Origin of the sequence: Staphylococcus croceilyticus, from assembly GCF_002902575.1 — a bacterium.
GTDB lineage: Bacteria > Bacillota > Bacilli > Staphylococcales > Staphylococcaceae > Staphylococcus > Staphylococcus croceilyticus.
Map to the genome: position 1 here is coordinate 1 of NZ_PPRD01000091.1, position 11,092 is coordinate 11,092.

Annotated in this window: 15 protein-coding genes and 1 pseudogene; all 16 read right to left on the minus strand. The window is 31.9% G+C overall.

The window, feature by feature from the left end; translation table 11 throughout:
• Window positions 1-123: 123 nt before the first annotated feature.
• Window positions 124-233 (minus strand): annotated as a pseudogene (locus CD128_RS12020) (hypothetical protein); the annotation flags it as partial.
• Window positions 234-438: 205 nt separating this feature from the next.
• Window positions 439-1,062 carry a phosphatase PAP2 family protein gene (locus CD128_RS10185; RefSeq protein WP_103329802.1) on the minus strand — a complete coding sequence of 208 codons (624 nt, stop codon included), beginning with the start codon at window positions 1,060-1,062 and terminating at the stop codon, window positions 439-441.
• An 18-nt stretch (window positions 1,063-1,080) separates the two neighbouring features.
• Window positions 1,081-2,148: an undecaprenyldiphospho-muramoylpentapeptide beta-N-acetylglucosaminyltransferase gene (locus CD128_RS10190; protein ID WP_103329803.1), complete on the minus strand. Its 1,068-nt coding sequence runs from the start codon at window positions 2,146-2,148 to the stop codon at window positions 1,081-1,083.
• 18 nt (window positions 2,149-2,166) lie between these two features.
• Window positions 2,167-2,673 carry a GNAT family N-acetyltransferase gene (locus CD128_RS10195; RefSeq protein ID WP_103329804.1) on the minus strand — a complete coding sequence of 169 codons (507 nt, stop codon included), beginning with the start codon at window positions 2,671-2,673 and terminating at the stop codon, window positions 2,167-2,169.
• A 15-nt stretch (window positions 2,674-2,688) separates the two neighbouring features.
• Window positions 2,689-4,161, minus strand: coding sequence for a S41 family peptidase (locus tag CD128_RS10200; RefSeq protein ID WP_103329805.1), 1,473 nt, complete (start codon window positions 4,159-4,161; stop codon window positions 2,689-2,691).
• 253 nt (window positions 4,162-4,414) lie between these two features.
• A complete protein-coding gene (locus CD128_RS10205; RefSeq protein ID WP_103329806.1) occupies window positions 4,415-4,636 on the minus strand; it encodes a YozE family protein in 222 nt (73 codons plus the stop codon).
• Window positions 4,636-5,136, minus strand: a complete 501-nt coding sequence (locus CD128_RS10210) for a PTS sugar transporter subunit IIA (RefSeq protein WP_103329807.1) — start codon at window positions 5,134-5,136, stop codon at window positions 4,636-4,638. The genes CD128_RS10205 and CD128_RS10210 overlap by 1 nt, the downstream gene beginning before the upstream one ends.
• Before the next feature lie 12 nt (window positions 5,137-5,148).
• The gene (gene msrB / locus CD128_RS10215; protein WP_103298406.1) at window positions 5,149-5,577 is read right to left on the minus strand and encodes a peptide-methionine (R)-S-oxide reductase MsrB; all 429 of its coding nucleotides are present in this window, start codon (window positions 5,575-5,577) and stop codon (window positions 5,149-5,151) included.
• The gene (msrA, locus tag CD128_RS10220) at window positions 5,574-6,098 is read right to left on the minus strand and encodes a peptide-methionine (S)-S-oxide reductase MsrA (RefSeq protein WP_103329808.1); all 525 of its coding nucleotides are present in this window, start codon (window positions 6,096-6,098) and stop codon (window positions 5,574-5,576) included. Before msrA ends, msrB begins: the two co-directional genes overlap by 4 nt.
• An 85-nt stretch (window positions 6,099-6,183) precedes the next feature.
• Window positions 6,184-7,023 carry a fatty acid kinase binding subunit FakB2 gene (gene fakB2, locus CD128_RS10225; RefSeq protein WP_103329809.1) on the minus strand — a complete coding sequence of 280 codons (840 nt, stop codon included), beginning with the start codon at window positions 7,021-7,023 and terminating at the stop codon, window positions 6,184-6,186.
• Window positions 7,024-7,044: 21 nt separating this feature from the next.
• Window positions 7,045-7,530 (minus strand): dihydrofolate reductase, encoded by a 486-nt coding sequence (locus tag CD128_RS10230; protein ID WP_103329810.1) that lies wholly within the window; start codon window positions 7,528-7,530, stop codon window positions 7,045-7,047.
• A gap of 121 nt (window positions 7,531-7,651) precedes the next feature.
• Window positions 7,652-8,608 carry a thymidylate synthase gene (locus CD128_RS10235; RefSeq protein WP_103329811.1) on the minus strand — a complete coding sequence of 319 codons (957 nt, stop codon included), beginning with the start codon at window positions 8,606-8,608 and terminating at the stop codon, window positions 7,652-7,654.
• Between the two features lie 229 nt (window positions 8,609-8,837).
• Window positions 8,838-9,272 (minus strand): bacilliredoxin BrxA, encoded by a 435-nt coding sequence (gene brxA, locus CD128_RS10240; protein WP_103329812.1) that lies wholly within the window; start codon window positions 9,270-9,272, stop codon window positions 8,838-8,840.
• A gap of 36 nt (window positions 9,273-9,308) precedes the next feature.
• Entirely contained in the window at window positions 9,309-10,421 is a 1,113-nt protein-coding gene (locus CD128_RS10245; RefSeq protein ID WP_103329813.1) for a conserved virulence factor C family protein, read from the minus strand.
• Window positions 10,422-10,450: 29 nt separating this feature from the next.
• Window positions 10,451-10,702, minus strand: a complete 252-nt coding sequence (locus CD128_RS10250) for a NifU N-terminal domain-containing protein (RefSeq protein WP_103329814.1) — start codon at window positions 10,700-10,702, stop codon at window positions 10,451-10,453.
• Between the two features lie 15 nt (window positions 10,703-10,717).
• Window positions 10,718-10,912, minus strand: a complete 195-nt coding sequence (locus tag CD128_RS10255; RefSeq protein WP_103329815.1) for a zinc-finger domain-containing protein — start codon at window positions 10,910-10,912, stop codon at window positions 10,718-10,720.
• Window positions 10,913-11,092 lie beyond the last annotated feature (180 nt).

The window sequence follows — 11,092 nt, forward strand, 5'->3', positions numbered from 1 at the left end:
ATAAACAATATTTTATCATAGTATATCTCTAAATAAGCATACAAGTATGTTAAAGCAAAACAAGTTGTGATAACTTTTTGACGTAAAAGTAAACGATAGAAAATAAATTTAAAAATTTTACATTTCTAATTGACAATGATTATCAGTCATGTATAATAATAGTTGAAAATGATTATCAATACCGACTAAGACAATTCCCCCCACATATATTTCGTTCTTACAGGATTGATCATTTTCGAGTTATTCCCCTTTTATATGCCCGTAAAAGACTAACGTTGAAGTTTTAAAAATTAGCTTTAAACGTTTTAATTAAAGCAGTGAATCTAATGCCGAGGTTCACTGCTTTCTTATTTTTATTTCTCACTCAACTCATTTTCCTAAAAATAAAAGAGAAACAGGCTTCAACAAAGAATACACTGTTTCTCTAATGAAAAAATATTAACTTGTAGATGGATATAGTTGTTTCTTCAATATTAAAGTTGATAAAACAATACAGAAAGCGCCACCAATAATACCAGCAATAACATCTGTTGGATAATGAACGCCTAGATACACTCTTGAAATTGAAATTAACAGAATGAATAAAGCGCATAGTCCGATGATAATGCCTTTGTTAGACCCTGACATACTTCGATTAGCGATAAACATTGCGCTTCCGAAAAATGATGTTGAGCCCATGGCATGGCCACTAGGAAAGCTAAAACCACTAATATCAATCAGACGTAATAATGTTGGACGTTCACGGTCAAAGATATTCTTTAATACAGGATTTAGAATTCCTGATAGTGCCATAACAATTGCGAAAAACAATGCTTCAATTTTACAACGTTTAAGCATTAAATAAGCTACTAGCATTAATGATAAACAAAGCATTGCCCATACTTCGCCAATTTTAGTTGCGCCTAAAAGAATTGAAGTTGTTATAAAGCTTTCTGATGAATAAATAAATTCATATACTTCTGTATCAATCCATTTTCCTAATCTTGATTCATGGAAAAAAGCGATAATACCAAAGATTAGAGTGAAAACTATGAGTAATGTAATGCGCTTTGCACGATTCATCAAGTACGCCTCCTGTGTTTATAAAGCGTCGTTCAAGATTTTATTAAATAAATCTTCTTTAGTATAACTCTCTTTATATGTTTCCATTTGTTTGATGATATTTTCACGTTGATTTTCAATATCTTTTAATTGTTCTAAAAGTTTAACTTGAGTGAGCTGATCTTCAGGAATGGTTCTGCCATAACCTTTAGATTCAAAGTTTTTAGCATTATCTATTTGGTCTCCACGAGATTGATCTAATCCTAATGGGATTAAAAGCATTGGAATACGTAATGTTAGAAATTCATAAATGGCATTTGAACCAGCTCGACTTACTACAGTATCTGTAATAGCTAGTAAGTCTGTTAGTTCTTCTTTGACGAACTCATATTGTACATATCCACTTTTATTGATAGAGTGATCAATTAAACCATGACCTGTAAGATGAATAATTTGGTAATCTTGAAGCAGTGCTTCTAAATTTTCACGAATCGTCTCGTTTAACTTTTTACTACCTAAACTTCCACCCATTACAAGTAAGACTTTTTTAGAATTGTCAAAACCTGTAAGTTGGTAACCACGTTGTTTGTTACCTTCTTTTAAGTCTGCACGAATCGTTGCACCTACAAAATCTGCTTTATCTTTAGGAAGATAGTTTAATGTATCTTCAAATGTTGTGTAGATTTTTTTAGCGAATTTTAAAGAAATTTTATTCGCTAAGCCTGGTGTTAAATCTGATTCATGAATAATAGTTGGGACTTTTAGTGAACGTGCGGCTATTACTACCGGCACCGATACAAATCCACCTTTTGAAAATAGTAAATCTGGCTTTTCTTTTTTTAATACTTTGCGTGCATCAAGTACGCCCTTTAACACTTTGAATACGTCTTTAGCATTTTCAAAAGATAAATATCTGCGTAATTTACCACTAGATATTGGATAATATTTAATTTCAGATAACTGAGATTCAATCATTTCACGTTCAATACCGTTTTTAGAACCAATGTAAAATGCCGTGTGACCTTTTTCAATAGCAGTCGGAATAAGACTTAGATTTACGGACACGTGTCCGACTGTGCCGCCACCAGTAAATGCTATTTTAGTCATAGTTTTTAACCTCTATTCTTATATGTTTTTATAGTATGCATAGAATGGTGCGCCTCTATCATATGGATGATAGTCTATTTCTACCTCGCCAACTTTTTCGAAACCAAACTTATTAAATAAACCTTGCGCTGGTTTATTAAGTGCAAATGTATCTGTTAATAAAACGTGAACGTCATGGTCTTCAGCAAGTTGAACAGCGAAGTCAAATAGCTTCGTAGCTGCACCTTTATAATTTTTTGACCCAGCTAATCTGTGGATGACATAAGCACCTTCTCTATCAACTGGCCATTCTAAATCATCATACCATTCTGACTGTTGTTGGTCGACCACTATAAAACCATAAATTGTATTCTCTTCTTCTAATACATAAAGTGTTTCTGTATCAATATCTTCTTCAAAATGTTCGGCAACAGGATATTTGTCATCCCATTGATTATTATCTTGTTCTTGCATTGATTGTTTTGCTTCTTCAACTAACGCTTCAATTTGGTTTATGTCCTCTTTTTTACCTAATCTAATTGTCATTTTCAAAACACCTCTTTATTTTAGTTTTTCTAATAACTTATCTAATACAGTATCTTCTTTATTAGATTTTTCCACTAATAACTGCGTGAATTTATCGTTTGTTTTAGCATCAAATTTACCAGTAGTAGGTAAATGGTTATCAGATTGAAATGCTTTCAGTTCATTAGATAAATTTGAATCGAATTGATTTGATTCATCATTTACATTATAGCCTAAAGCATTTAAACCAATCTTAATTGATTTAACATTTTTGTTATTATCTCCTACTGAATATGTTTTATCAGTTGGAATAACACTAATAGATTGATACTTAGGAGATGCTATTTTAACATCTGGTTCGATACCTTTGCCATGAATATAGTGTCCATCTGGAGTTAACCATTTCATTTGAGTATATTTTAATAATGAACCATCACTAAATTCACGAGTTGTTTGTACTATACCTTTACCAAACGTTTTTGAACCATAAACTTTTGCTTTATGATGATCTTTCATAGCTCCAGTAAATACTTCTGAAGCACTTGCTGAGCCTTCATTTACTAGAATGCTCACTTTCATATCTTTAGCTTCTTTTAAAGCGTCATTCGACGTAGTAATTGATTCTTTATCGTTACCTTTCTCAAGTTGAACCACAGTTTGTCCTTTATCGATGAAGATATTAGTCATTTTAACGGCTTCATCTAATAAGCCACCAGGATTATTACGTAAATCAAGTACAATACTGCGAACACCTTCTTTGTGTGCTTTGATTATTGCAGCTTTTAGTTCGCCAGCTGTATTTTCTTGGAATTTATTAATGGTCATAATGCCGACACCATCTTTTTTCTTATATTCCACACTTTTAACATGGATTTTTTCTCGTTTAATATCAATATCTTTCTCTTGAGAGCCACGTTTAATAGTAAGTTTTACTGACGTACCTTCTTTTCCTCGTACCATTTTGACTACTTCATCTAAAGGTTTACCTTCAACAGAATGTCCATTTATTTTGGTTACAACATCTTTTGGTTGTATTCCAGCTTTTTCAGCAGGAGAATCTTTAATAGGACTTGTAATCATGATTTCTTTATCCTTCTTCTGCATTTCTGCGCCGATACCTACGAAGTCACCTGACACATCTTCATTAAAACTTTTAGTTTCTTCTTTAGTCATATATTCTGAATATGGATCTTTCAACTCTTTAACCATGCCGTCAATAGCAGCTTCTGTTAATTTGTTAGATTGTTGTTTTTTATAATAGTCATTGTTTAAAGTTTTATAGGCAAATTCAATCTTTTTCATTTCTTTTCGTTCATCTTTAGTTAAACCACTCAATTTATGATTAATTCCAATCGTTGCAGCTACAGTTAGTGCTGCAGTGAGAATAATAGAAACCAGTAAGATAAGAATAAATTGCCACATCTTTAAGTGTACTTTTTTTGGAGATGACACTTCATTTTTATGATCAGAAGACAATTGCTTATCATGCTTATCTGTATTATTATTCATTCAAACACTTCCTCTATTACTTCTTATGTATTTATTCTTTATTTGGAAAAGATATTACTAGTATGTCTTTATTTATAATTAAACGCAAATTAGAAGACTATTTAAAGTTTAAAATAATAAAGCGGGAGAGAAATCAATCTTCTGTTAAAAAGATTTCCTCGTCCCGCCCTAGCAAGAATAATTACATTGAAACAATTTGATAGATAAATTTTAAAATTTATAAGCTATTGAGTGAAGCGCTTATTCACATCAATTAAAATTTTAACCATTCTGTATATTCTTCGTATAAATCGTCAAATACTGACATTGATACTGTAATATCACTTTGCATTTCAATATAGTCAGATAGTGTATTAAAGTCACTTTCATGTTTAGGAAAAGCTAAATCATTAAAAATTTCTTCTGCTAATTCGCCTTTACTATCTTTTCTTCCTCTAACAGTAAGTGCAAATTGATAAAAAGAATGATTTTTCATTAGCTCATAGTCACATCAATGACTTTAGTTTCGCCTTTAACTACCGCTTGAACGTCATCGATATGAATTGATTCAGTTTGATCTGAATTAGTAATGATAATTGGTGAGATAACATCTTTCGCATTTTTTCTAATATATTCTAAATCAAATTTTAATAATGGATCACCTACTTTAACTGTATCACCACTATTCACTAAAATTTCGAAGCCCTGACCATCAAGTTGGACAGTATCTAAACCAATGTGTACTAAAAGTTCAAGACCATTCTCAGCTTTCAAACCAATCGCATGTTTTGTAGGAAAGACATTATCTACTTTCCCTTCGATTGGTGATACTACTTCGCCTTCTGAAGGATTAATACCAAAACCTTCGCCCATCATTTTTTGTGCAAATACAGGATCTGGAATATCTTCGATTTTTACGTATTCACCTGTAATTGGTGCATAAATTTGAATTTCTTTATTAACTTCTTTACCTTTACCAAATAATTTTTTAAACATATTCATTCACTCCTATTTCTCAAAATGTGGAATTAAATCGCCATATCCAAGTTCTTCTAATTTCTCATATGGTATGAACTGAATAGCAGCTGAATTAATACAATAACGTAAACCGCCACTTTCTCTAGGACCGTCGTTAAAAACATGTCCTAAATGACTATTTGCTTCTTCTGATCTTACTTCAGTTCTAACCATACCGAATGTTTTATCAACGAGTTCAATAATTTCATCATCATCGATTGCTTTCGAAAAACTAGGCCATCCGCAATTAGATTCGAATTTTTCTTCAGATGTAAATAAGGGCTTACCTGAAATTTTATCAACATAAATTCCTTTGTCAAAATGATTCCAATATTCATTTTGGAATGGAGGCTCAGTACCATTTTCTTGTGTTACTAAGTACTCCATCTCATTTAATTCATTTTTATTTTTTTTAATCATTTTTTGACCCCCCAATGTAATTCAATAAAAGCTTTTCTACCTGATCCACGTTGGTATTGTTCGTAATGCATAGGATTTTTCTTATAATAATCTTGGTGATAATCCTCTGCAGGATAAAAATTCTTATAAGGAAGTACAGGCGTGATGACAGGTTTTTTAAATATACCTTGTTCATTTAACTGTTGAATTTTTAATTCAGCAGCTTGCTTTTGTTGTTCATCATGATAGAAGATTGCAGGTTCATAGCTTTCGCCTCTATCAAAGAATTGACCACTATTGTCAGTTGGGTCAAATGTTTTAAAATAAACATCTAAAATATCTTCAAAAGACGTAATTTCAGGATTGTAAGTGATTTGTACAGCTTCTCTATGGCCTGTTTTATTCGTACAAACTTGTTCGTATGTGGGATTCTCTACGTCACCGCCACTATAACCTGAAACTACACTTTCAATACCTGGATATGATGTGAATGGTTTAACCATGCACCAAAAACATCCTCCAGCAAATGTTGCGTATGCCATTTGATTACCTCCTTTATTATTATTTAAATTTACGACAATATGAATTGATTTTAAAGTAATTTACTTATACATCACTTAAAATAAATTAATGACGAACAACGACTAGCCCTATTGCCCCTTGTCCAGTATGAGTTGAAATAACTGGTGTTGTGACATTTACATCATATTCTTGAGGATCAAATGCGTCATCAAATTGTGATTTTAACTTTTCAACAAAATCAATCACATTTGCATGTGCAACACCGATTGATTTAATTTTATGCTTGTCAATAAATTCTGAAATTTCTTTTTTTAAATATTGAATACTTGAATTCTGAGTACGTGCGTTATGCACCATTTCTAAATAGCCATCTTCAAGTGTCCCAATAGGTTTGATTTTCATAATGTTTCCAATAAACCCTTTTGTCTTACTAATACGTCCACCTTTAATTAATTGATTAAGTTGACCGATAACTACGAATAATTTTGTATTTTTTTGTATTTCTTTTAGACTCTCAACTATTTCAATAGAAGTGAGATTTGTATTAATTAATTCAACTAATTTTTGAATTTGATACCCAAGACCAAATGAAATTGATTTTGAATCAATAACGGTTATATTGGCATCTACCATTTCACTTGCTTGTAGTGCGGTATTGTAAGTTCCACTAAGACCAGATGACATGTGTATACTAAAGATTTCTACATCATCTTTCGACAGTGTTTCATATAGTTCGATAAACTTTCCGATTGGTGGTTGACTCGTCTTAACATCGGCGTCGTCTTCGATGTGTTGTATATATTCTTCAGATGTAATATCTACTTGATCAACATAAGATTTGCCATCAATCGTAATGCTTAAAGGAATGACGTGAATGTTATGTTGTTTTAAATAGTCTTGTGATAAATCTGACGTAGAATCCGTCACTATAATTTGTTTTGTCATAAATACCTCCATTAAATCACTTTACTTGTTATGTTTACGAACTAAATGTAGAAATGTATGCGGAATTGTATTTTTTTCGTCTAATTCCCCTTCAACAGAAGATTCTACTTCCCAATCTTCAAATGTATATTCAGGGAAAAATGTATCTCCTTGGTGTTTCCCTTCCACTACAGTAATATACATATCATCTACTTTATCTATCATTTCTTCAAATAAAGTTTGACCTCCGAAGATGAATACGTGACCTTCTAACTCGTAAATTTCATCTAAAGAGTGTATAACATCTATACCATCTACATGAAATGAAGTGTCATGCGTTAAAACAACATTTCGTCTGTTTGGTAATGGTTTACCAATTGAATCGTATGTTCTTTTTCCCATTACTAAAGTGTTACCTGTTGAGAGCTTTTTAACATGTTTCAAATCATTTGGTAAGTGCCAAGGTAAGTCATTGTTATACCCAATGACACGTTGTTGATCATGTGCTACTAAAATTGATAAAGTCATAATTTTCCCTCCGTTATATATTTAAGGATAAATTTTTGAATTTTTGTTAAATAATACGTTTAATTATTTATTAAAAAATGAGTGTACGATGACTTCATTTTAAATAAAAATTTGAAAAGCTTTAAACTGCAATAGGCGCTTTGATTGCAGGGTGTGATTGATAATCTATTAATTCAAGATCTTCATAATTGATATCGAAAATTGAAGCATCAGAATTTATTTTTAACGTTGGAGGCGTGTAGCTTTCTCTAGATAATTGAGTTTGAATAGCATCAATATGATTTGAATAAATATGTGCATCTCCAAATGTGTGGACGAATTCGCCTACTTCAAGGCCGCATTCTTTAGCTATAAGGTGTGTTAATAATGCATAGCTAGCAATGTTAAAAGGTACACCTAAGAAAATGTCTGCGCTACGTTGATATAGTTGGCAACTTAATTTACCGTCTTGCACATAAAATTGAAACATTGTGTGGCAAGGTGGCAAAGCCATTGAATCAATTTCAGCAGGATTCCAAGCTGATACAATATGACGTCGTGAGTTAGGATTGTCTTTGATTTGTTGAATCACTGTTTTCAATTGGTCGAAATGGTTCCCTTCTTTATCTACCCAATCGCGCCATTGTTTACCATATACATTTCCTAAATCGCCATATTTTTCAGAAAAACTATCATCATTTAAGATGCGTTGCTTAAAGTTAGCCATTTCTTCTTTATATTGTTCGTTAAATTTAGAATCTTCTAAGGCTCTATGACCAAAATTTGTCATATCTGGTCCATGATAATCTTCGGATTGAATATATTTTTCAAAAGCCCATTCGTTCCAAATGTTATTATTATATTTTAATAAATATTGAATGTTAGTATCGCCTTTAATAAACCACAATAATTCAGTAGCTACTAATTTGAAAGATACTTTTTTTGTAGTTAAAAGTGGAAATCCTTTTGATAAATCAAATCGTAGTTGATGACCAAATTTTGAAATCGTACCAGTATGTGTTCGATCATCACGTTCATTACCTATTTTTAAGATTTCTTCGCATAAGCTGTGATAGGCTGAATCAAAGGGGTTTAACATAGTGTCATCTCCTAAATCTATATATTAACTATTATTATACTAGAAAATGAAAGGTTATTAAATTATCTCTAATAGAGTTCCTCAGTTTTTCGGAATTTTGAACATTAACATAGTCTAAATTTAAAAAAATGGAAGTGTAAGTATAAAAATAAAAACCTATAATAAACTCTTTGAAAATCAATTAGTTATTATAGGTTTTGTAAAATTTATATATAAAGATTGATTTTATTTAGCAATTTTCATCAAAAGCGTCTTTAATATCCATGCAGATATCTTGAATATCGCGACCTTCAATATGTTCACGTGGGATAAAATGTTTTAATTCAGTGCCTTTAAATAGAGCATATGAAGGGCTTGATGGTACTTGTTGGATATATTCACGCATTGTTTGTGTTGCTTCTTTGTCTTGTCCAGCGAAAACAGTGATTTTATTTGTAGGTTTCTTATCGTTTTGTTCTGCAACAGCAACAGCAGCCGGTCTAGCTAAGCCAGCAGCACAACCACAAGTAGAGTTGATAACAACAAATGTTGTATCGTTATCGCCGACATTATTCATATAGTTTGATACTGCTTCGCTTGTTTCTAAACTTTCAAACCCATTTTCAGTAAGTTCAGCACGCATTTGTTGTGCTAGTTCTTTCATATATTGTTCATATGGATTCATAGTCAATTCACTCCTAATATAAGTATTTAATAATGTTTATTTTTCCCGATTGGCAATTTGTTTCCATACTGAGCCAAGTGCTTCGTCTCCCTTTTCAATACGAGAGATAGCCATTTCAATTTGTAATTTAACTTCGTATGCTGGATCGTCCGCATGTGCCTTTAAACTTGAAAGTTGCGCTTCGCCCCCCTCATCAAATAAAAACATAGCTGCACGCCAACGTACAATTTTTTGAGGATCATTTAGGGCTTTTTCCATTTCTGGTAAGGCTTCTTTATAACCTAAGTCACTCAGACAATCTCCGGCTGTGCGTCTAACAGCGGGACTCTTATCTTTAAGCCCTTCATAAAGGTATGGAAGTACAGCTTTATCATCTATCATGCCAAGCAAAACGATAGCTTCTCTTCTTAATGCGACTTTTTCTTCTTGTAAAGCAAGTTGTAGAAGCGGTAAATCTTCCATGGTAGGTGTTGGAAATTCCTTTAACATACGTAAGCGGACTTTCCAATCTTCCGTTTGTTGATATTCTTCGATTGTAATGTGCTTAAATTGTGATTGAGGAATAAATGTGTCTGTTGATAAAGCTGCTTGCATTAAATCCTCCAATCTTTGTTCAGGGTACATTGCAAGAACTTCTTCAATGACTTCATTCATAACCTCATCAAGCTCGCCGTAACGAATACCTAAATCACGCCATTTTCGTAAAAAGACCACATTTTCTCCATCTTTTTGAGCGCTTAACATACTTTCTACAAACATATCAGGAAGTTGTTGACGTTTTTCTTCATCAGAAGTAGTTAATTTGACTTGATATGGTATATCTTTAAAAGTTAATACCTCTGCTTTAACTTCACCGAAATGGTCGTCGATTTGAGATTGAACATCAGTCGCTTCTTCATTACTTAGTGTAGAAGTGATGAGAGGCAATACATTTTCCCAATTAGCGCGTGGTTCTTTATCTATAGCTAAAAAGTCCATAACATAGAAGATAGATTTCACACCTTCAAGTGCTAATAAATCATTTATAAATTTTGGGTTCGTTTCTTTAACTTCTGTAAAAGTATTAGATTGGTTATCTGATCTTTTTTCAGTTAATACTACTTTCATTGTGTTAGGACTAGGTGTTGGTTCAACTCTTAAAATTTCCATTTACAAAATCCCCTCCTCTTAATTACGAATTAATTGAAAGCGGATTGAATTTGAGGTAATAAATCATTCCAATTAGCATTTTCTTCTTTATCAACTGAAATAAAATCCATTACATAAAAAATAGATTTTACCCCATCAATTTCAAATAATCGATTGATAAAATCAGGTTGTCCATCTTTAGCTGATGTAAATGTATTCGACTGATTATCTGCTCTTTTTTCATCTAAATTAATCTTCATGGTATTATAATTTGGTGTTTCTTCGATTGATACAATTTGCATAATACGATTTGCCCCCTATTGAAGTTCATTTCCTAATTGCTTAATCTGTTTACCAATTGAGCACTCTGATATACAAAAATGATGGGCTTGTGTTTTGCCCTCTGTTTTTCTAATATGCGCTTTAAGTAAACATTTGTCACAATAAGTATTCATTAAGTCATCAATTTTTTGAATTGCACTTTGTTCGGAATGCGTAAGAATGCTAGTCACTCCTTATTTCAAGTATTATCTCATAATAATCATGGAGTTATTATAACTTAAATTAAAGTAATTTTGAAATAATCGATTTACTCATAAATTTATAAAATTTTTTAAAATTACTAAGTCCTATTGCAACAATTGTATTTTTACTATAAAATATATAAGTTGTTTTTGCGGTTTCTAAACACC

Excerpts from the sequence above, each read along its gene's own strand:
- CD128_RS10235 (WP_103329811.1), bottom strand. The coding sequence starts at position 8,608 with ATGTTAAACCCCTTTGATTCAGCCTATCACAGCTTATGCGAAGAAATC.
- fakB2 (WP_103329809.1), bottom strand. The coding sequence starts at position 7,023 with ATGACAAAACAAATTATAGTGACGGATTCTACGTCAGATTTATCACAA.
- msrA (WP_103329808.1), bottom strand. The coding sequence starts at position 6,098 with ATGGCATACGCAACATTTGCTGGAGGATGTTTTTGGTGCATGGTTAAA.
- CD128_RS10205 (WP_103329806.1), bottom strand. The coding sequence starts at position 4,636 with ATGAAAAATCATTCTTTTTATCAATTTGCACTTACTGTTAGAGGAAGA.
- CD128_RS10250 (WP_103329814.1), bottom strand. The coding sequence starts at position 10,702 with ATGCAAATTGTATCAATCGAAGAAACACCAAATTATAATACCATGAAG.
- CD128_RS10245 (WP_103329813.1), bottom strand. The coding sequence starts at position 10,421 with ATGGAAATTTTAAGAGTTGAACCAACACCTAGTCCTAACACAATGAAA.
- msrB (WP_103298406.1), bottom strand. The coding sequence starts at position 5,577 with ATGATTAAAAAAAATAAAAATGAATTAAATGAGATGGAGTACTTAGTA.
- CD128_RS10190 (WP_103329803.1), bottom strand. The coding sequence starts at position 2,148 with ATGACTAAAATAGCATTTACTGGTGGCGGCACAGTCGGACACGTGTCC.
- brxA (WP_103329812.1), bottom strand. The coding sequence starts at position 9,272 with ATGAATCCATATGAACAATATATGAAAGAACTAGCACAACAAATGCGT.
- CD128_RS10195 (WP_103329804.1), bottom strand. The coding sequence starts at position 2,673 with ATGACAATTAGATTAGGTAAAAAAGAGGACATAAACCAAATTGAAGCG.
- CD128_RS10230 (WP_103329810.1), bottom strand. The coding sequence starts at position 7,530 with ATGACTTTATCAATTTTAGTAGCACATGATCAACAACGTGTCATTGGG.
- CD128_RS10210 (WP_103329807.1), bottom strand. The coding sequence starts at position 5,136 with ATGTTTAAAAAATTATTTGGTAAAGGTAAAGAAGTTAATAAAGAAATT.
- CD128_RS10185 (WP_103329802.1), bottom strand. The coding sequence starts at position 1,062 with ATGAATCGTGCAAAGCGCATTACATTACTCATAGTTTTCACTCTAATC.
- CD128_RS10200 (WP_103329805.1), bottom strand. The coding sequence starts at position 4,161 with ATGAATAATAATACAGATAAGCATGATAAGCAATTGTCTTCTGATCAT.